This window comes from Candidatus Vicinibacter proximus, assembly GCA_016713905.1.
Taxonomy (GTDB): domain Bacteria; phylum Bacteroidota; class Bacteroidia; order Chitinophagales; family Saprospiraceae; genus Vicinibacter; species Vicinibacter proximus.
This window is the reverse complement of sequence record JADJOE010000002.1, coordinates 510,513-528,815: the sequence shown is the minus strand read 5'-3', so window position 1 is coordinate 528,815 and position 18,303 is coordinate 510,513. Positions and strand designations below refer to the sequence as shown.

At 36.2% G+C, this 18,303-nt stretch carries 23 protein-coding genes and 3 pseudogenes; 25 read left to right on the top strand and 1 reads right to left on the bottom strand.

Translation table 11 applies throughout. From position 1 onward, the window contains the following. Nucleotides 1–267 precede the first annotated feature (267 nt). Complete coding sequence (locus IPJ83_08640) at nt 268–759, bottom strand: hypothetical protein (protein ID MBK7880606.1); 492 nt, start codon at nt 757–759, stop codon at nt 268–270. 250 nt (nt 760–1,009) lie between these two features. Between IPJ83_08640 and IPJ83_08635 the strand changes: the two genes are divergently transcribed. The 25 genes and pseudogenes from IPJ83_08635 (at nt 1,010) to IPJ83_08515 (ending at nt 18,253) form a co-directional block, all read left to right on the top strand. Beyond that, the gene (locus IPJ83_08635; GenBank protein ID MBK7880605.1) at nt 1,010–1,267 is read left to right on the top strand and encodes a UpxY family transcription antiterminator; all 258 of its coding nucleotides are present in this window, start codon (nt 1,010–1,012) and stop codon (nt 1,265–1,267) included. Nucleotides 1,268–1,304: 37 nt separating this feature from the next. Further along, on the top strand, nt 1,305–1,499 hold the full coding sequence (locus tag IPJ83_08630) for a hypothetical protein (protein ID MBK7880604.1): 195 nt from the start codon (nt 1,305–1,307) through the stop codon (nt 1,497–1,499). 425 nt (nt 1,500–1,924) lie between these two features. Beyond that, the gene (locus IPJ83_08625; GenBank protein MBK7880603.1) at nt 1,925–2,830 is read left to right on the top strand and encodes a helix-turn-helix transcriptional regulator; all 906 of its coding nucleotides are present in this window, start codon (nt 1,925–1,927) and stop codon (nt 2,828–2,830) included. Nucleotides 2,831–2,927: 97 nt separating this feature from the next. Continuing rightward, nucleotides 2,928–3,581 (top strand): NAD(P)-binding domain-containing protein, encoded by a 654-nt coding sequence (locus IPJ83_08620; protein ID MBK7880602.1) that lies wholly within the window; start codon nt 2,928–2,930, stop codon nt 3,579–3,581. A gap of 1 nt (nt 3,582) precedes the next feature. After that, nucleotides 3,583–4,404, top strand: a complete 822-nt coding sequence (locus IPJ83_08615; GenBank protein MBK7880601.1) for an SDR family NAD(P)-dependent oxidoreductase — start codon at nt 3,583–3,585, stop codon at nt 4,402–4,404. Nucleotides 4,405–4,549: 145 nt separating this feature from the next. After that, a complete protein-coding gene (locus IPJ83_08610; protein ID MBK7880600.1) occupies nt 4,550–5,419 on the top strand; it encodes an SDR family oxidoreductase in 870 nt (289 codons plus the stop codon). Nucleotides 5,420–5,531: 112 nt separating this feature from the next. Further along, entirely contained in the window at nt 5,532–6,458 is a 927-nt protein-coding gene (locus IPJ83_08605) for a helix-turn-helix transcriptional regulator (GenBank protein ID MBK7880599.1), read from the top strand. 186 nt (nt 6,459–6,644) lie between these two features. Then, the gene (locus tag IPJ83_08600; protein MBK7880598.1) at nt 6,645–7,007 is read left to right on the top strand and encodes a hypothetical protein; all 363 of its coding nucleotides are present in this window, start codon (nt 6,645–6,647) and stop codon (nt 7,005–7,007) included. A 32-nt stretch (nt 7,008–7,039) separates the two neighbouring features. Next, nucleotides 7,040–7,321, top strand: a complete 282-nt coding sequence (locus tag IPJ83_08595; GenBank protein MBK7880597.1) for a hypothetical protein — start codon at nt 7,040–7,042, stop codon at nt 7,319–7,321. Between the two features lie 292 nt (nt 7,322–7,613). After that, nucleotides 7,614–7,781: a hypothetical protein gene (locus IPJ83_08590; GenBank protein MBK7880596.1), complete on the top strand. Its 168-nt coding sequence runs from the start codon at nt 7,614–7,616 to the stop codon at nt 7,779–7,781. A gap of 220 nt (nt 7,782–8,001) precedes the next feature. Then, nucleotides 8,002–8,581, top strand: a pseudogene (locus tag IPJ83_08585) (hypothetical protein). A 64-nt stretch (nt 8,582–8,645) separates the two neighbouring features. Further along, nucleotides 8,646–9,727: pseudogene (locus IPJ83_08580) on the top strand (DUF262 domain-containing protein). Then, entirely contained in the window at nt 9,724–10,035 is a 312-nt protein-coding gene (locus IPJ83_08575; GenBank protein ID MBK7880595.1) for a hypothetical protein, read from the top strand. The pseudogene IPJ83_08580 and the gene IPJ83_08575 overlap by 4 nt, the downstream one beginning before the upstream one ends. A 510-nt stretch (nt 10,036–10,545) precedes the next feature. Continuing rightward, nucleotides 10,546–11,160 (top strand): hypothetical protein, encoded by a 615-nt coding sequence (locus tag IPJ83_08570; protein ID MBK7880594.1) that lies wholly within the window; start codon nt 10,546–10,548, stop codon nt 11,158–11,160. Nucleotides 11,161–11,173: 13 nt separating this feature from the next. Continuing rightward, nucleotides 11,174–11,338, top strand: a complete 165-nt coding sequence (locus IPJ83_08565; protein MBK7880593.1) for a hypothetical protein — start codon at nt 11,174–11,176, stop codon at nt 11,336–11,338. After that, a complete protein-coding gene (locus tag IPJ83_08560) occupies nt 11,335–11,787 on the top strand; it encodes a DUF4279 domain-containing protein (protein ID MBK7880592.1) in 453 nt (150 codons plus the stop codon). The genes IPJ83_08565 and IPJ83_08560 overlap by 4 nt, the downstream gene beginning before the upstream one ends. 58 nt (nt 11,788–11,845) lie before the next feature. Next, nucleotides 11,846–12,205, top strand: a complete 360-nt coding sequence (locus tag IPJ83_08555; GenBank protein MBK7880591.1) for a hypothetical protein — start codon at nt 11,846–11,848, stop codon at nt 12,203–12,205. Between the two features lie 263 nt (nt 12,206–12,468). Then, nucleotides 12,469–12,615, top strand: coding sequence for a hypothetical protein (locus IPJ83_08550; GenBank protein MBK7880590.1), 147 nt, complete (start codon nt 12,469–12,471; stop codon nt 12,613–12,615). Between the two features lie 265 nt (nt 12,616–12,880). Then, nucleotides 12,881–13,513 carry a hypothetical protein gene (locus IPJ83_08545; GenBank protein ID MBK7880589.1) on the top strand — a complete coding sequence of 211 codons (633 nt, stop codon included), beginning with the start codon at nt 12,881–12,883 and terminating at the stop codon, nt 13,511–13,513. Then, nucleotides 13,510–13,659, top strand: coding sequence for a hypothetical protein (locus tag IPJ83_08540; protein ID MBK7880588.1), 150 nt, complete (start codon nt 13,510–13,512; stop codon nt 13,657–13,659). Before IPJ83_08545 ends, IPJ83_08540 begins: the two co-directional genes overlap by 4 nt. Nucleotides 13,660–13,669: 10 nt before the next feature. Beyond that, complete coding sequence (locus IPJ83_08535) at nt 13,670–14,347, top strand: hypothetical protein (GenBank protein MBK7880587.1); 678 nt, start codon at nt 13,670–13,672, stop codon at nt 14,345–14,347. A 241-nt stretch (nt 14,348–14,588) separates the two neighbouring features. Beyond that, nucleotides 14,589–15,251 carry a CPBP family intramembrane metalloprotease gene (locus IPJ83_08530; GenBank protein ID MBK7880586.1) on the top strand — a complete coding sequence of 221 codons (663 nt, stop codon included), beginning with the start codon at nt 14,589–14,591 and terminating at the stop codon, nt 15,249–15,251. Nucleotides 15,252–15,256: 5 nt separating this feature from the next. Beyond that, nucleotides 15,257–15,598 carry a hypothetical protein gene (locus tag IPJ83_08525; protein MBK7880585.1) on the top strand — a complete coding sequence of 114 codons (342 nt, stop codon included), beginning with the start codon at nt 15,257–15,259 and terminating at the stop codon, nt 15,596–15,598. A gap of 17 nt (nt 15,599–15,615) precedes the next feature. Continuing rightward, nucleotides 15,616–15,789, top strand: a complete 174-nt coding sequence (locus tag IPJ83_08520) for a hypothetical protein (GenBank protein MBK7880584.1) — start codon at nt 15,616–15,618, stop codon at nt 15,787–15,789. 1,003 nt (nt 15,790–16,792) lie between these two features. Next, nucleotides 16,793–18,253: pseudogene (locus IPJ83_08515) on the top strand (IS1182 family transposase). Nucleotides 18,254–18,303: the final 50 nt, after the last annotated feature.

The following is an 18,303-nucleotide window of genomic DNA, read 5'->3' as shown; positions in this document are numbered from 1 at the left end:
TTCCGTTATTAAAGTAATGGCAGTTATGGCGCTCACTACCAGGTACCGTTTTTAATCTAGAAGCAATGGGGGCATATTTTCACTAACCGCTAGTTTGCGAATATCTTTGGAAGTACCAGGTTTTTTTCAAATTTCATATTTTCCATCATTTTTATTTGATGGTTTAAAGCAGTTCGTAAGTTCCAAAATGAGATAGGTAGGTCTTTTAACCAGTTTATGGAATATATTGCCCAATTTCCGCTTCAAACCGTTCGGGAATCTCTATACCTACTTGATATAGGCATTCTTTGATTCTATTTTGATCTGGTCAGGTCCTCGTGTTAATTTTTCATTGGTCCGAACTAGTTGACGATCAGCTTCTGGTTCCTTCTTGCGATGGGATGTAGATCGGACACTATCTTCCTGCTTGAAGTGAAGATCCAATACGTTTAGAATCGTTTCTATCTGCTTTTGATTTATTTCCTTTGTCTGTCTGGGGTATGTCTGCTGATTAACAACAATGCAGCTTACACCTTGTCTATCAAATGCCTCTTTTATCCAATAACTGCTAAAACCTAGCTTCGATGGCACAACTGTAATTTGCTCCATGAAATTCACGCCGTAAAATGAAACTAAAATATCTGGATGAGGTGATTGATGAAAACTTCGCAGGTATTGGCTCCCATAATAAAGTGAAACATTCCAACTCTTCAAATGGACATCTATGCCAACGTAAATGGTTTCTCCTACAAATCCAGCCTTTTGTAATACTTTTGTCATAAGGTTTAGTTTTTAGTTATTTAATTTAAATTGTGGCCTTTGGACCACTTAACTAAAGCTAAACCTTTTTCACATTACATGGATACTCACTTATCGTGCTGTCGCGATACTCTGCTGTCGCAGAGATCGTTCAGTCATCCATTAGCTAATTTTCAAATTTTCTAATTCTCTAATTTCTCCTTATTCCCTTAAATTTACCTGACCTATTCTAAATTATTTCTAATTTAGCACAGCAACTAACCCTAATCGGATGCCAAACTGGAAGGTCCTTTATATACAAGGCAGGTATGAATTTAAAGTAGAGCAGCAACTTGCCCGACTGGGGATACCGCATTATTTACCCAAGGTCCAAGTCATGCGCCAATGGTCGGATCGGATGAAGAAATTGACTGTGCCTGCATTTCCATCCTATTTATTTGTGTGCAATGAAGACAAGGACCGGCAGGACGTTTTTCAGGCCAAAGGTGTATTGCATTATGTGCGCCACGAAACCAGGATGCCATTATAAAGGAAGAAGAGCTTGATATGATCCGGAAGGAGGGTCCATGATTATTCAGAATTCTCTGCAATCCATGCAAGCGTTAAAAGGAAAGCAGGTCAAAATAAAATCCGGTTTATTGGCCGGGAATACCGGAACACTGGTAGAGATTGTTGGTAAAAAATTCGTTCAGTTAAAACTTGAAAATCTGTCCATGTTTTATTTGGTAGAAATACCGACTGATCAATTGCAGTTGAACTGAACGAACGCAATATAAGAATCAACTTCCATGCCTTACTTGCGGATCTGTGAGTGAGGACGGCGAAGCCGTAAAATAAAGTTAGCTTCTAACTGAAGGAATTTAAAGCACAGCAGAAAACAGATGGATATTAAATAAGCATATCAAATAATTTTTTGAAACAATTACTTCGAAGGATCATTTTAAGCACAACAGGAAATACCTGCAAATGGAAACCTGAAATCAAAAGGTGGTGAATTTGCACTGAGAAATCTATACCCACGTCAGACAGAAAAAAATACAAGGCATCCGAAGTCCATTTGACGATTTGTAAAAAGATATCCATTACTAAAAGTATACATAGCTTACCAAAACAGTAGACTTTGTTTACTTTTGGTGTACATATAAGAAGTTATAGGGCATTTTAGGACAACGACAACAAAATTGAAATGGAAGGCAGAGACGATATCATTCCCAATTACAAAGACATCAATGATTTTCTTAGTTCTATTCCTTCAAATTACAAGACAAAAAACCCAAATTTCTTTTGCCTAAGACTAAAAGAGAACGAAGGCTCAATCAGCAATTACAAACCGCCCTTTCGTAAAGACTTTTATTTCATTGCCTTAGTTTCAAATGCGGGCAAAACAAAAATAACTTATGACAACACGAATGTTACCAAACTTAATTCTTTCCTTGTCTTTCAATCACCCGGACTGCTTTATAGTTTTTACAGAGACAATTCGGCAAACGGTTATTTGATTTATTTCAAAAAAGAATGTTTTTCATTTTTTAAACCCGACTTTGAAAAGGAGTTTCCATTCTTCAATATTCTGCATACCAATTTTTTTAAGCTGAATGAAGCGAAGTTTCAGGAGTTTGCTCCCCATTTTGAAGAAGTATTTTCCGCATACGAAAACACGAATGACAATCAACATAAAGTTGCTTCAATAAAACTTCTTGCTTTGTTGTATCAATTAAAAGAATTCACCAATGCTTTCAAGCAGTGGGAAGAAGGATTTACAACACCGCAACAAATTTTACTTCAAAAATTTATTCAATTAGTAAACAACTTCTACATCGAAAAAAGAACAATTGAGGATTATGCAGCCCTATTAAATGTAACACCTAATCATCTTTCTCAATCGGTTAAATCTGCATCTGACAAAAACGCCCTGAGTTATATCAATGACAGATTATTATCAGAAGCAAAATCATTAATTCAATTTACCGATTTCGATATTACCGAAATTGCTTACCAACTTAATTTTTCTGACCCCGCCAATTTCGGTAAATTCTTCAAGAAGCACACCGACCAGACACCGCTTGAATACAGGAAGCAGCCAGCAAAATAATAATCTACCATCACAACCAAGTTATTGACCATTGCCCAAAGAATGGTTCTGCTCATCTTTGTATCGCAAAAATTAAATAACTAAAAACGAAAACAATATGAAAATAGCAGTATTAGGAACCGGCAATGTTGGAGACACCATCGGTTCAAAATTAATTGAAGTTGGACACACAGTTATGATGGGTTCAAGAACAGTAGACAATGAAAAGGCCAAAGCTTTTGTTGCCAAACACAATGGCAAAGCAACTGCCGGAACCTTTGCTGATGCGGCAGCATTCGGAGAAATAATTTTTAATTGCACCGCAGGTGTTGGTTCAATTGAGGCATTAAAATTGGCAGGTGATAAAAACCTAAATGGAAAAATAATTGTTGACATTGCCAATCCACTCGATTTTTCAAAAGGAATGCCCCCTTCACTAGCAATTTGCAATACCAATTCCCTGGGTGAAGAAATTCAAAAGGAATTTCCTCAAACGAAAGTAGTAAAAGCACTCAACACGATGTGGTGTGGTTTAATGGTAAATCCTGCAATGATAAACGGAGGCGATCACAGCACTTTTGTAAGTGGCAATGATGCAGGATCAAAAGAAGAAGTAAAAAAGATTTTGAAATCGTTTGGGTGGGCTGAAAAAAATATTCTTGACCTTGGCGACATCACAAAATCAAGAGGAACGGAAATGTATCTCCCGCTATGGTTAAGTATCTATGGTGCTACTAATAACGGAGCTTTTAACATCAAAATAGTAAGTTAAAATGAAAACAGTTTTAGTAACAGGAGCAACGGGTGCTATTGGCAAAGCCACAGCGCTTGAATTAGCAAAAAATAATTGTGCAGTAATTTTACTTGGACGAAATGCTGACAAGCTATCGAAAGTGAAATCTGAAATTATTCAAGCGACAAATAATAGCGACATTGAAACTGTAGTTACTGACCTGAGTGAGCCAAAATCAATCAAAAAGGCAGTTGATGAAATTAAAAGTAAACACAAATCCTTGAGCGCATTGGTGAATGTTGCTGCAATATTTACTAAGAACAGAACCGAAAATTCTCAGGGGCTTGAATATACCTTTGCCACCAATCATTTAGGCCCGTTTATCCTTACCAATGAATTGCTTGACCTCCTAAAAGCGGGTAAGCCTGCAAGAGTGATAACAGTTTCTGCGCCATCAACAACCAAAATAAATCTTGATGATATTAACGGGAAAACGAAATTCTCGTCAGGTTTCTTGGGTGCTTTTGGTGCTTCCAAAATGATGAATATTATGTTTACCTACGCGTTGGCAAGACGATTAGAAGGAACTGAAGTAACAACTAGTGTTTTTCATCCGGGACTAGTAAAATCTGAATTGACGAAAGACATGCCCAAACTTCTTTATTATATTTTTAAAACTATTTCTTCTCCACCCGACAAGGCGGCAAAAATGTTGTGCAGCTTAGCCATTGATAGTAAATATGCAAACTCGAACGGGACGTTTTATAAGTTTGACGGTAAAGAAATTAAATCGAACAGATACTCATACGACAAGGACTTGCAAGAGGAACTTTGGAAAATAAGTGAGCAACTTGCTGGTTAGACAGGTATTTCATGTCGGCAAAGAACCGAATTTGAGCTTGTAGTTTCAGTAATAAGTTTTCAGCTACAACAATCACGGATTTGGATACATAAGGTGGTTTTTTGATCTGCAAGTTTGCATCGTATAAATCAAAAAACAAAATCTTATGTCAAAAATCTTAATTACAGGAGCAAACGGAGGCTTTGGCGCCTTAACAGTAAAAACCTTGCTTAATCAAGGGCAAAGTGTTGTAGCCACTATGCGAAATACTGATTCTAAAAACAAAGCTATAGCAGATGAATTAACCGCATTAGGTGCAAAAATCGTTAATATTGACATCACCAACGATGAAAGTGTAAATTCGGGTGTGGTAAAAGCCATCGAATTACTAGGCGGTTTAGATGTAGTGATAAACAATGCCGGTGTTGGGGTTTTAGGTATTCAGGAACAATTTAATACCGATGATTTCAAACGTCTTTTTGATGTCAACGTATTTGGGGTGCAACGAGTAAACAGAGCTGCTCTTCCGCACCTTAGAAATCAAGGTTCAGGATTACTTATTCAAATTTCTAGTCTTTTGGGTCGAATTGCTCTTCCGTTTTACGGCCCCTACCAAGCAACAAAATGGGCAGTAGAAGCATTGGCTGAAAATTACCGTGTAGAGCTTTCTGGCTTCGGTGTAGATTCATGCATAGTTGAGCCAGGAGGGTACCCAACTAGTTTTATGAATAATCTGATGTTGCCATCTGATAAATCGCAAAATGAAAGTTATGGAGGAATGGTTAGCGCACCCAAACAAATGTTTGAAAATTTTGAGCAAGCCCTTGCCAACAACCCTGCACAAAATCCTCAAAATGTAGCTGATGCAATTACCAAACTCATTAACATGCCTGCAGGAAAACGCCCTATGCGAACTATAGTTGACAATATGGGAATGGGAACACATATTGAACCATACAACAATCAATTAGCTCAGATTCACGAAGGATTATTCAACGCATTTGGAATAGGGGAAATGCTCAAACTAAAAGTCTAAGAAAAAGTTAAATTTCACAGAAACAGATAGCTGAAAGTATTAGCTATCTGTTTCTGCATATATAAAGACTAGAAATTATTTAAACTAAAATGAAATTTTAATAACTTGCAATATGTCAAATACAGAAATATCAAGATTAAATACCATCAGTGATTTACATCGATTTAACCAACTTTCGCCTCCTGAACACCCATTAATAAGTTTGATAGATTACAGCAAAGTAAAACATACGTCAGACACCAATGAGATGAAATGGATCCAAGGGTTTTATACCATAGCCATAAAACGCAATGTGGTTGGTAAATATCGATATGGTCAGCAATCGTATGATTTTGATGAAGGGCTGATGACTTTTTTTTCGCCAGAACAGGTTATTTCAGTACAATTGATAGAAGCAGATGCAACCACAAATATTCCTACAGGTTGGATTTTAGCTATTCATCCTGATTTTTTATTTGGAACATCGCTTGCTAAAAACATAAAGAAATATCCGTTCTTTAATTATTCCGTCCGGGAAGCACTTTTCCTTTCAGAAAAAGAAGAAAGTATTGTAAATGATATTTTGCAAAATATTAAAACAGAATATACGGCAAACATCGATCAATTCAGTCAAGAGATAATCATCACTCAATTAGAATTACTGTTAAATTATTCTGAAAGGTTTTACCAAAGACAATTTCTCACCAGAAAAATTTCCAACCACCAAATATTAGATCAGTTAGAGGAAATTTTAGATAATTATTTTAATGGCGATAATATTATAAATAATGGTTTGCCATCGGTTCAAAATATTTCTCAAAATTTTAATGTTAGTACTGACTATTTAAGCAGTATGCTAAAAAGTTTAACCGGACAAACAACCCAACAGCATATCCATAATAAATTAATAGAAAAAGCGAAAGTAAAATTATCTACCACGAACTTGTCTGTAAGTGAAATTGCTTATGAATTGGGGTTTGAGCATTCACAGTCTTTTAGTAAATTATTTAAATCCAAAACGAATCAAACACCATTAGAGTATCGGACATCATTTAACTAAAACCCAGAAAAACGCCCTATAACAGCACCTACCAGTAATTGGCGCGGACGAGGTAATATAAAGTTTTGTATCTTTAAAAAACCATTTGTGGGTATAGACAGTTGAGTGTTCCAAAACGCCAACTACTGGTAGCTGCAAAACGTTAGCGGTAATTTTATGACGACACGAAACAAATATTTAATACTCATGACAAGTTTGCTCCTGTATGCTTCCTGCTACGGACAGACAAAGGATAAAAATAAATTAGACAACTCAATTAAAACACAAATGGACAATTACGAATTGACCCCTGAGACAGCTCATCCGAATGCAAAGAAATTAATGACAGAGGAATTTTATTGGAGTCCTATTGAAGAATCTGGACCTTTTGGAAATGACGAAGGTTCTGACGCATTTTACGGTTTCAGACAATGGAGACAAAGCAACAAAACTATTAGTCCGATAGTTTTTTTAAAGGAACTAATTGATGGTTGGGGCTATCCACCTTTTGATTGGAACGAAATGGACACGACAAAAATCAGTCAGTATATTTCGCAAAGTCACAAATAGACAACTCTGAAATTGAAAAAAACATCCCAGCAATGCTTGAACATTTCAAAAAAATAGGAGAAAGTTCTGGTAAACAAATTGATGAGGCACAGCTGAGAGAAATTATGGCAGCCGCATCAAGCAATATGGGTGGCTCGTTATTATTAGGTATAGACAACGCAATTATTGCGGTAGGATTTGGTCAGTTTGTGATAGAAGGGAAAATTGACGAGGATGTCATGGCCATGACTAAAACTGCAATTAACCGAGAACTTCTTCCAATACTAATTGACAAATGGGACGGTGAATATAAAAAACACGTAAGGATCAGTTGACAAAAATGTTGACGACAATTAACAAGTTGAACAAATAAGAAAAACTACCGCTAACAGCGGTTTTGCGCTATGCGGGCTGTTTGCTTCATTGAGTAATTTTAGTTAGTTTTAAATCGTAGTAAAATGACAATTATTCACTCCAAAACCCGCACAGCGTAAGAGCCGCAAAACGTTAGGTGCAAGCGTAAGACGACCGACAGAGCAATCATAAACCGACCGACAGAAGAACAAAATATTAAATTTGAAAACCGAAAGAAAAAAGTAAACGACATAATGACTGAGAAAGCAAAAAATAAAAACTTACAAGAAGCGAAGACCAATAAAAAAGGACAGATTTTATACGCAGCTTTCCGACATTGAAAGAGAGTTAAAGTATTACAAAAAGCACTTTAAAGACAAAGTTGTTTACTGTAACTGTGACGACCCACGAGTGAGCAACTTCTTTCATTTCTTCTCATAACACTTGAGAAACTTGGACTTAAAAACTCATTGCGACTTGCTACAAAATCAAGATATGGACTTGTTCAGCCAAACAACTCTGAACAAGCAATCTATTTAGAATACACAGGCGACAAGAACGGAAATAACGTTCCTGACCCAAACAAAATAGGGATAAAAAACTAAAAGGTGACGGAGATTTTAGAAGCAAAAGAATGTATTGAACTTTTAAAAAATCAGACATTGTTGTTACTAATCCACCTTTTTCACTATTCCGTGAATACGTTTCTCAACTCATTGAGTATGACAAGAAATTTATAATTGTCGGACATCAAAACGCTATAAAATACAAAGAAATATTTCCATTAATCAGAGACAACAAACTTTGGTTAGGTTACGGATTTAAAGGTGGTGCAGGACATTTTATAAACAGAACATTACGAAGATTACGCAACTGCAACAGACCGAAAGGAAGGAATGATAAAGAGTGTCAGGAGTTCATTGGTTTACCAATCTTGAAATCAATAAACGACACGAAGATTTAATCCTTTATAAAAATACACCCCAGAAGAATATCCAAAATTTGAAAATTTTGATGCAATCAATGTTGATGTAACAAAGGACATTCCAATGGATTATGAAGGCTTTATGGGTGTTCCCATAACTTTTATGGACAAATACAATCCCGACCAATTTGAGATTATCGGAGTTGGTATTGCAAACTTAGGTCTTGAAATGGGCATACAGCCTTACAAGCCCGAACATAAAAAATACAGAAAAAGGTTCAGAAACGTGGTGCGGTTGACGGTGATTTATATATGATGGTTGATGGAGCTGTAACCGTTCCGTATTCACGAATAATAATCAAGAACAAGAAAGTGCAAAAATGAAAATAGAACTCAAAGAAATAACAGTCCAAGACCTTACAAGTGGTTACGAAGACAACCAAGAGAACGGAGTTATTGGTTATGGTGGCAAATTGGACATTCGCCCACCTTACCAACGTGAATTTATTTACAAAGACAAACAACGTGAAGCAGTAATAGACACGATTACAAAAGACTATCCTTTGAATGTAATGTATTGGGCAGTTCGTGAAGATGGAAACTTTGAAGTAATAGACGGACAACAAAGGACAATTTCAATCAGCCAATACGTTGAAGGAGATTTTGCTTTTGAAAGCAGATATTTTCACAACCTGCAAAAGACGAACAAGAACAGATTTTTAAACTATAAAATAATGGTTTATCTGTGTAGCGGAACAGACAGCGAAAAATTAGAGTGGTTCAAGACAATCAACATTGCAGGAGAAAAACTAACCGACCAAGAATTAAGAAATGCAGTTTATTCAGGTTCGTGGGTTTCAGACGCAAAAAGATATTTCAGTAAAAATGGTTGTGCTGCATACGGTTTGGGTGGCGACTACTTGAACGGAACACCAATAAGACAAGACTATTTAGAAACCACAATTAAATGGATAAGCAAAGACGACATTGAGCATTATATGGCTAAACAACAACACGAGCCAAACGCCAATGATTTGTGGTTGTATTTTCAAAGCGTAATTAATTGGGTTAAGGTTGTCTTTCCAAAGTATCGTAAAGAGATGAAAGGCATACAATGGGGTTTTCTTTACAACGAATTTAAGGACAAGAAATTTGACCACAAAAAAACTTGAAGAAGAAATCACCAAACTAATGCAAGACGAAGACGTGACCAACAAAAAAGGAATTTACGAATACGTTTTGATACGCAAAGAAAGTTTTTACAAATTCGTGCATTTACAGACAATCAAAACCGGAAGCATACGAAAGACAGAAAGGAATTTGTCCAGTTTGCACAGAAGAATATCAACTTGAAGGAATGGAAGCCGACCATATTACACCTTGGCATTTAGGCGGTAAAACGACTGCTGACAATTGCCAAATGTTGTGCAAGGACGACAACAGAAGAAAAAGCGGAATATGAAGATAACCAACGACATAGTACAAGAACGCCAGCACCTAACAGCGGTTTGGCGTAATGGCGGGTTCAGTGCTTCGTATGACAGTTTTGTGCTAAGTTCAAGTGCAGTTCTTCGTATAAACATTTGTGCTAAAAATCCGCCACTACGCCAAGCCGCAAAACGTTATGCGGCTATTTTAGAACCATCTAAAGAAATGAAGAATTTAAGCAAAGTAAATTTACTACTAGTAATAGTTATACATTTTTTAATTTTTGGGTGTGAAAAGGAAAAAATTACTAATCACAGTGTGTTAGGAATTGGAACTGGGTAAAGACATATTATGGATTTACAAATTTCTATGATACGCCAAAAACGACTGGACTTAAACGCGAACTATCTTTTGATGATTACTATTTTAGTGAATTTATCAACAATATTTTAGTTAAGAGAGAACAATATGATTTAATTATTAAAAAGGATACTATAATAACTAACATGTATCTTAAATTTGAAAGTGGGTTTGAACAAAACATCTCTTTTAGTGGTGATACATTATTGTTGTTTAATTGGTTGGGAGAAGGCTCCTTGGAATACTACATAAGAAAATAAACAGCCGATAACATGAGATTGATGCAAGCAGAGCAGAATATTTTTCATTCCAGAAGAAGTTGTATATTTGGCTTGAGATCTTTGCTCTTGGTAGTCCGGTGCTCTGCCTGCATCAATCTCTGGCCGTTATGGGCAACCTTAAACAACGACCGTTCAAACAGTGACAGAAGAATTAAAAACATCAATTGAGGGACTTTACACGACCTTCTCACGCTATCCATTCAGTTCGACAATGGTCGGCTGCCCTTGCTGCGTTTCTGACACAGACAAAGAAAAAATTCACACTAAGCAACTTCGACATTTAGATGGTGACGACCTTTCGAGGTATGCTTTTAAGGCAATGACAACTTGGGGCGACACGGACGACTTCAAGCACTACTTGCCACGGATATTCGAGTTACTTTCAACAACTGACTTTATCGTTGACACCTTTGTTGTTTTAGGTAAACTTGACTATGGTAAATGGACAACTTGGGCGACAGAAGAGCAAAGAGTAATCAAATACTTTTTACTTGCATGGTGGACAGACATGACGAAGAACAAAAGCTATTTCGACAAAGAGGCTTTTATAGAAATTTACAAGTTGCTTGGCGACATAGACCAATTACTTGACAGGTGGGTAATATCTTTTGACGACAACAGTTTCAAAAGCTTAATTGACTTACTTGACAACTATTATCATGACTTGACCAACAAAAGCAATCAGTTTAAAGAGGTTGACAAAGGTTCTATTGACAAACTGGTCGTTTGGCTGACGGACAAGCAGGAAATAATTGAGAAGGGCTTTTCCACTATGAAAATATTGATAAAGAGTTTGCTGAGAAAGTATCGAACACACTTTATGTAATTGAATGGCCAACATGATAGACAACAAGGCAGCCCATAACAGCACCTACAAGAAATTGGCGGTTCAGTGGTTAAATGAAGCTTTGTTCTTCGTATCAAGTTCAGTGCTGGCAGACAGTTTTCGTCTCCGAAATCGCCAACTTCTTGTAGCTGCAATCCGTTATGTGCAATTAAAATGACATACCAAAAACTAACATATAGTGGGACTGAATGCAAGAATTACTTGTATTTCTCTTTTGACGCAGAATACTTTGACACCGACATCGTGACTAACGAGTTAAAACTTGAACCGACATCGGTGATGATTAAGAAAGACCCAGTTCCAAAATCCACTTCATGGAAATATCGAATTGATGCCGGTAGCGACATTGATTTAGAAGTTCATTTAGAAAAGCTTATTGACATTTTCGAAAACAAAGTTGAGCAAATAAAGCAGTTAAAGGAAAAGCTAAAACTGGAAACCCGACTGCAGTTTGTAATTGACATTGACATAAATCCTGATTCATCCACACCGTATTTCGGACTAAACAAAAGAACAATTGACTTTTTAGGAAGAACAGGAACAGAGGTTGACTTTGACCTTTACAAAGCGGACACGATTGGACTTTTAAATAAATTAGATGAATGATAACTGCACATAACAGGCGTTTGGCAAAAAAGCGGCTTCAGTGCTTAAATGAAGCTTTGTGCTTCGTATCAAGTTCAGTGCTGGCAGACAGTTTAGTGCTTCGAAATCCGCTTCTTCGCCAAGCGCCAAAACGTTAGCAGCAACCCAAACAGACGTATACCGACAATTACAAACAGACAATAAAATGGAATATACAGAACTTGACCATTTAAAAGACAAAGAGCAAATCGTAACTGACATTTACGAGAAATTAATCACTGAACTACACAAATTCGGACAAATAAAAGTTGAACCGAAAAAGACAAGCATTCATCTTGGAAACAGATTTGGATTTGCAGGCGTATACACTCGTAAAGACTATATTAACCTTGAAGTTCATTTAAACTACAAACTGACCAGCGACAGAGTATCAAAATAGAACAAGGTTCTACAAATCGTTTTCACCATACAATCAAGTTGACAAAAACCAAAGACATAGACAAGGAATTATTAACTTGGCTCAGAGAAGCCTACGAACTAAAAAAATAGACAGATGAATAATATTATCAAAGGACTTATTGCAGGAACAATTTTTGGAATAGTTTCAATAATTCCAATGTTCTTTATGACATTTGAAGACAAAACAAGAGCAATGACTGCTTCATTTATAAGCAGATTTGCAATTGGCTTTATTATTTTAATATGGAACTTCCAATTCCTAATTGGCTTAAAGGTGGTCTTGTTGGACTTGTTTTGAGTTTGCCAGACGCTATTGTAACCAAACAATATGCACCAATACTTGGACTTGGACTAATTGGTGGAATTGTATGTGGACTATTAGCAAAATAAAATCGGAAAACAATAGACAGAAAATGGGCAGCTGCTAACAGGGGTTTGAACGCAATGGGGGCAGAAGTAGTAAATTCAGCATTTGTACTTCTATTAAACTTTTGTGGTTTATTGAACATTTGCACTTCTAATTCCCCCACTGCGTCAAGCCCCAAACCGTTATGGGCAACCTTAAACAACGACCGTTCAAACAGTGACAGAAGAATTAAAAACATCAATTGAGGGACTTTACACGACCTTCTCACGCTATCCATTCAGTTCGACAATGGTCGGCTGCCCTTGCTGCGTTTCTGACACAGACAAAGAAAAAATTCACACTAAGCAACTTCGACATTTAGATGGTGACGACCTTTCGAGGTATGCTTTTAAGGCAATGACAACTTGGGGCGACACGGACGACTTCAAGCACTACTTGCCACGGATATTCGAGTTACTTTCAACAACTGACTTTATCGTTGACACCTTTGTTGTTTTAGGTAAACTTGACTATGGTAAATGGACAACTTGGGCGACAGAAGAGCAAAGAGTAATCAAATACTTTTTACTTGCATGGTGGACAGACATGACGAAGAACAAAAGCTATTTCGACAAAGAGGCTTTTATAGAAATTTACAAGTTGCTTGGCGACATAGACCAATTACTTGACAGGTGGGTAATATCTTTTGACGACAACAGTTTCAAAAACTTAATTGACTTACTTGACAACTATTATCATGACTTGACCAACAAAAGCAATCAGTTTAAAGAGGTTGACAAAGGTTCTATTGACAAACTGGTCGTTTGGCTGACGGACAAGCAGGAAATAATTGAGAAGGGCTTTTTCCACTATGAAAATATTGATAAAGAGTTTGCTGAGAAAGTATCGAACACACTTTATGTAATTGAATGGCCAACATGATAGACAACAAGGCAGCCCATAACAGCACCTACAAGAAATTGGCGGTTCAGTGGTTAAATGAAGCTTTGTTCTTCGTATCAAGTTCAGTGCTGGCAGACAGTTTTCGTCTCCGAAATCGCCAACTTCTTGTAGCTGCAATCCGTTAGTGGCAACCGTATGACGACAGCAATCAAGAAAATATTATCTTACATTTTGATCTCAATTTTTGTGGTTGGACTTTGGTGGTTTCTGACAGGGACAGACAATTATGCCTGGTTTCCAAAAGGGAAAGAAACTTTAATGCTTGACATTGCTCTCAATTTAATTTTTTACTACAAAACTCTTTTTTGGTTAGTTGTTTCAAACGTGACAGTTTTTGCAGTTAGACAATTGCTGAGCAAGAACTACAAGACGACTGCTATTACAGCACTTTTTGCAATAGCATTTTACTTTTTAGTAGGACAAGTGGTTGACAAAAAATGTGCTTTTCATTATTATTCAGTTTTTCATAACCAATCTGTTTCAGAAGAGTATATCGACAGACCAATACTAGAAGCAGGCTATCAAATCGGACCAATTGTAACTGAAAATATTGCTGACAAAGAAATGAAATATAGACGTTATGCTATCGGTGGACTTGAAAAAATAAAATATGCACCAGCGACCCCAACGCTTACCAAAATCCTACTTGACAAAAGTGAAATAGATGTCTTTAGAGCAGACGCATTTAAAGCATTAACTTCATTTGGCACAGACGAAACAAGGAAAATTATTTCTACTTTTAGACAACAAGCAAATGACACACTCGACAAAAAAGTAATTGAATATGCAGACTACTGGATGAAAAATAAATAGCGGACGACATAGAACGGCAGCCACTAACAGCATATTTGCAATAGGCGGGGTTTCGTGCTCCGCAGACAGTTTAGTGGTAGCCGAAAGTTTTGTGCTCCGCATAAAAATTAGTGATAAAAATCCCGCCCATCGCAAATCTGCAAACCGTTAGCGGTCATTGTAGAACGACACATCAAAACCAGAATCGAATGAAATTATTTTATCAAAAATATAAGCCAGTTATTGTTTTCTACTTTTTAGCGTGCCTTTTTTCTTGGCCTTTTTCTTTTGGAGAGACATTTATAGCGACAGTTGGAATAATCTGAACATCCATATTGTTTTAAAGCTTAGTCTGATTATGTGGGGACCTGGACTGTCTGCCATAATTTGCAGTCTGCTTTTCAGAAAACAAACCGTTAAAACGATAACATTCTTTGGAACTTCTATTATTAAAAGCCTTTTATTTTGGGGTATTCCAATGGTGCTATTTTTGACTTTTGGCTTCAAAGGATATGGCGGGTCATATATAAATTTTGCTATTTATATGGTCGGCACTTTCATCTTTACACTTGGAGAAGAACTTGGATGGCGTGGATTTTTGCAAGACCAACTCAACCATTTACCTAAGTGGAAACATTATCTCATTATCGGAGCTATGTGGGAACTATGGCACTTCACAACAAGGACATTATCGGGTAACATAATTGCAAGGTTACTCCGACCCTTACTTTTTGTCATTCCTAACTCATTGCTTTCTTGGGTTTTAGGAGAAGGCGTAAATAAATCAAAATCTATAATAGTTGCCGTAACGCTTCATTCTTGGATAAATATTCTCTTTGAGTTCGGCAATGTTAACACATATATCATATTTGGGTTATCTGTTCCTTTTTGGATTTTTATGCTTATTAAGTGGGATAAATCTTAGCTCAAATGAAAAATCATAAATATATACTATTCTTTTTACTGATTATTCCGTTAAAAACACTTGCCCAAAACAAGAACCATTATATAGGAATAAACCCAAATGTTACCGTTGAACCTTTTTACAACAAGGGTGAACTTGACATCAATATTTTTCCATTTGTTTACCAGCTGACCGTTACTAAAAGAGCCGATTTACGGTTTACATCAATTCTTAATTTAGGAATAAGGAACAACGGAAACGACATAAGCCATTTTGGGTTAGAAACTGCTATTCCTATATTTCTAAAAAGAAGAGTGATAAAAATGACCTTTCAAAAAGTTTTTATGTTTCACCTGTCATTAGTTTGACAAGAAACAAAATAGAAATGCATAACAATATCGGTATTTGGCTTGAACCTGGATACAATCTGTTATTTGACGACAAATTTGCTATGACATTTGGTTTACAAATTGGCGGAACATACTTCAACTATGACAATGATATTGACAAATGGAGAAATCACTTTGGAGTAAAAATCATTTTCGGAAAATGGATTTGAACATTGCAAGAAAAGAACAACGAACCGCTAACACGGGTTTTGCGTCAGGCGGGCTGACGTGCAAACTTGAAGCATTGTGCTTCTGATGAACTTTAGTAATAAAGTGAAAATTTGTACTTCGAAATCCGCCCGAACGCAAAGCCCGAGACCGTTATAGGGCATTTTAGAACGACAACAAAAGAAACAATTAAATAAAATATATTATGAAACTTAAATTTTTTTCTCTGACGTTCATCCTTCTCTTTTCGAGAGGTTGTGACTTCTATTCAACAAGCCTTTGGTTTTTGACAACCCGACAGGAGAACAAAACCCTTTATACAAATTTTTTGGCGTTGGATGGACTGGTTTAATTATATCTAATGTAATTATTGTTGGGATTATAATCTATGCATTTTATTACTATACGTTTAAGTATAGTCCGACACAAATCAAATCCACTTCAAATAACCTGACAGACTTTGTCTCTGAACTATATTTTAATGAAAAGGGACGATTTCTCGAAATTTTCTATAAGACACCAAAAACAAAAAGACGCTTCTTGCGCATTCAGGATATGTTTTAGTTCGAGTTCTTATTTTTGTAAGTTTCATAGCAACAATTCACAATTTATGTCAATTCTATAATATCTCATTTTACAATTCATTTAGAGATTTAGTTGGCAGGCCATTATATGTTATTTATGGACTAATGATAATCTCAATTTTTTATTTTTCGTATAGACTTTGGGACAAGGAGTATAGACAAACAATTAACCACTTTGAAACTGACAATGAATAAAAACGCCCTATAACAGGCGTTTGGCTCAATGGCGGGTGACTTGGTTAATTGAACATTCTACCTCGAATCAATCCCCAAAGTTTTTGGGGATGGTGTATTGACGGTTTTGTGCTCCGAAATCCGCCACTGTGCCAAGCGCCAATACGTCAGGTTGTGAAAAAACTAATTTAAAAATAAATACTAAATTTCTTTGCTGTATAAATACTGATTTGTATTTTTATATATTATGAATCATGTAACCGGAATACCAAGATTGCAATTGCAAATGAGTTCATTGGAAGATTCCATCGATAAAGATAATTCTGTACGATTTATTGATGCATTTGTAGAACAATTAGACCTTTTGAAACTTGGTTTTGAAGTCAAAACATTAAAAACCGAAGGTCGTCCAAGTTTTGAATCTTCTACACTCTTAAAAATATACCTATACGGCTACCTCAATGGATTGCGTAGCAGTCGCAGACTTGAAAATGAATGCATCAGGAATATTGAACTCAAATGGTTAACACTAGGTTTGTCCCCAAACTATCACACTATCTCCGATTTTAGAAAAGACAATCCATTGGCTTTAAAGAATGTATTCAAATTGTTCGTTGCTTTTCTTAAAGATATCGACCTTGTGTGTGGACAAACAATTGCTATAGATGGGACTAAATCCAGGGCTCACAATAGTAAAAAAAATAATTTTAATCAATTAAAAATTGATAGACAGCTTGCCTTTATTGAAGAAAAAAGCAATGAATATCTAAAGCAGCTTGAGCAAAATGACACTATAGAAGATGCAATTAAAGTGGCGAATATCCAAGATAAAATTGAGCGACTAAAGAAGAATAAAATTAAATACGAAGTATTACAAGATCAGTTAAAATCTTCAGGAGAACCTCAAGTCAGTACAACAGATCCTGATTCCAGGGCCCTTTTAGTTCAAGGTCAGGTGGTTGAAGTTTGCTACAATATACAGACAGCGGTTGATGAAAAGCATAAATTGATTGTAGCAACTCATACCTTAAACCGAAATGACAGAAATGCAATGTCAGACATAGCTCTTGAAGCCAAAGAAAATTTGCAGCTTGAAAGTTTTGTGGCTTTATTAGACAAGGGATATCATAATGGTAAGGAAATTAAACAATGTGAAGATGCTAATATTGTAACCATTGTAGCACCTTCGGCCATAGTCAACAGCAATATACACGGAACCACTCCAGATTATGTGGTGACTAATTTTATCTATCATGAAAACACTGACACTTATACTTGTCCTGAAGGAAGAACATTGAGTACCACCGGAACATGGCATAAAAAATCCGGAAGAGGAAATACGAGTCATCAATTTAAAAAATATAGAACACCAGATTGCAAAACCTGTCCGGTAAAGCATTTGTGTACTGGAAGAGCAAGCGGTGGTAGAGAAATAGAGAGAAGTGAATATGCTGCTGCAGTGGAAGCCAATAATAAACGATATAAAGAAAATGCATCATTGTATCGCAAGCGTCAAGAGATTAATGAACATGTGTTCGGCACAATAAAGAGAAAGTGGGGATATTATTATACCAATCTGAAAGGCCTGAAGAAAGTCAATGGAGAACACAGTCTCATTATGCTCGTTTACAACATCAAGCGATGTTTCAAAATACTTGGCGTCCCAGAGCTGATTGAAAAATTAAAAAATTGGGTATCTCCTTACAAGAAAGACCCTATTTTTGTTTTAAATCGGTCTATTTTAAGAACATTAGAGCA

What these genes read in the sequence shown, in the direction of transcription:
- IPJ83_08595 (MBK7880597.1), top strand. Translation starts at nt 7,040, where the DNA reads ATGCTTGAACATTTCAAAAAAATAGGAGAAAGTTCTGGTAAACAAATT.
- IPJ83_08575 (MBK7880595.1), top strand. Translation starts at nt 9,724, where the DNA reads ATGAAGATAACCAACGACATAGTACAAGAACGCCAGCACCTAACAGCG.
- IPJ83_08525 (MBK7880585.1), top strand. Translation starts at nt 15,257, where the DNA reads ATGAAAAATCATAAATATATACTATTCTTTTTACTGATTATTCCGTTA.
- IPJ83_08570 (MBK7880594.1), top strand. Translation starts at nt 10,546, where the DNA reads ATGGTCGGCTGCCCTTGCTGCGTTTCTGACACAGACAAAGAAAAAATT.
- IPJ83_08615 (MBK7880601.1), top strand. Translation starts at nt 3,583, where the DNA reads ATGAAAACAGTTTTAGTAACAGGAGCAACGGGTGCTATTGGCAAAGCC.
- IPJ83_08535 (MBK7880587.1), top strand. Translation starts at nt 13,670, where the DNA reads ATGACGACAGCAATCAAGAAAATATTATCTTACATTTTGATCTCAATT.
- IPJ83_08635 (MBK7880605.1), top strand. Translation starts at nt 1,010, where the DNA reads ATGCCAAACTGGAAGGTCCTTTATATACAAGGCAGGTATGAATTTAAA.
- IPJ83_08550 (MBK7880590.1), top strand. Translation starts at nt 12,469, where the DNA reads ATGGAACTTCCAATTCCTAATTGGCTTAAAGGTGGTCTTGTTGGACTT.
- IPJ83_08600 (MBK7880598.1), top strand. Translation starts at nt 6,645, where the DNA reads ATGACAAGTTTGCTCCTGTATGCTTCCTGCTACGGACAGACAAAGGAT.
- IPJ83_08640 (MBK7880606.1), bottom strand. Translation starts at nt 759, where the DNA reads ATGACAAAAGTATTACAAAAGGCTGGATTTGTAGGAGAAACCATTTAC.
- IPJ83_08565 (MBK7880593.1), top strand. Translation starts at nt 11,174, where the DNA reads ATGATAGACAACAAGGCAGCCCATAACAGCACCTACAAGAAATTGGCG.
- IPJ83_08560 (MBK7880592.1), top strand. Translation starts at nt 11,335, where the DNA reads ATGACATACCAAAAACTAACATATAGTGGGACTGAATGCAAGAATTAC.
- IPJ83_08605 (MBK7880599.1), top strand. Translation starts at nt 5,532, where the DNA reads ATGTCAAATACAGAAATATCAAGATTAAATACCATCAGTGATTTACAT.
- IPJ83_08520 (MBK7880584.1), top strand. Translation starts at nt 15,616, where the DNA reads ATGCATAACAATATCGGTATTTGGCTTGAACCTGGATACAATCTGTTA.
- IPJ83_08630 (MBK7880604.1), top strand. Translation starts at nt 1,305, where the DNA reads ATGATTATTCAGAATTCTCTGCAATCCATGCAAGCGTTAAAAGGAAAG.
- IPJ83_08625 (MBK7880603.1), top strand. Translation starts at nt 1,925, where the DNA reads ATGGAAGGCAGAGACGATATCATTCCCAATTACAAAGACATCAATGAT.
- IPJ83_08610 (MBK7880600.1), top strand. Translation starts at nt 4,550, where the DNA reads ATGTCAAAAATCTTAATTACAGGAGCAAACGGAGGCTTTGGCGCCTTA.
- IPJ83_08540 (MBK7880588.1), top strand. Translation starts at nt 13,510, where the DNA reads ATGATAGACAACAAGGCAGCCCATAACAGCACCTACAAGAAATTGGCG.
- IPJ83_08620 (MBK7880602.1), top strand. Translation starts at nt 2,928, where the DNA reads ATGAAAATAGCAGTATTAGGAACCGGCAATGTTGGAGACACCATCGGT.
- IPJ83_08545 (MBK7880589.1), top strand. Translation starts at nt 12,881, where the DNA reads ATGGTCGGCTGCCCTTGCTGCGTTTCTGACACAGACAAAGAAAAAATT.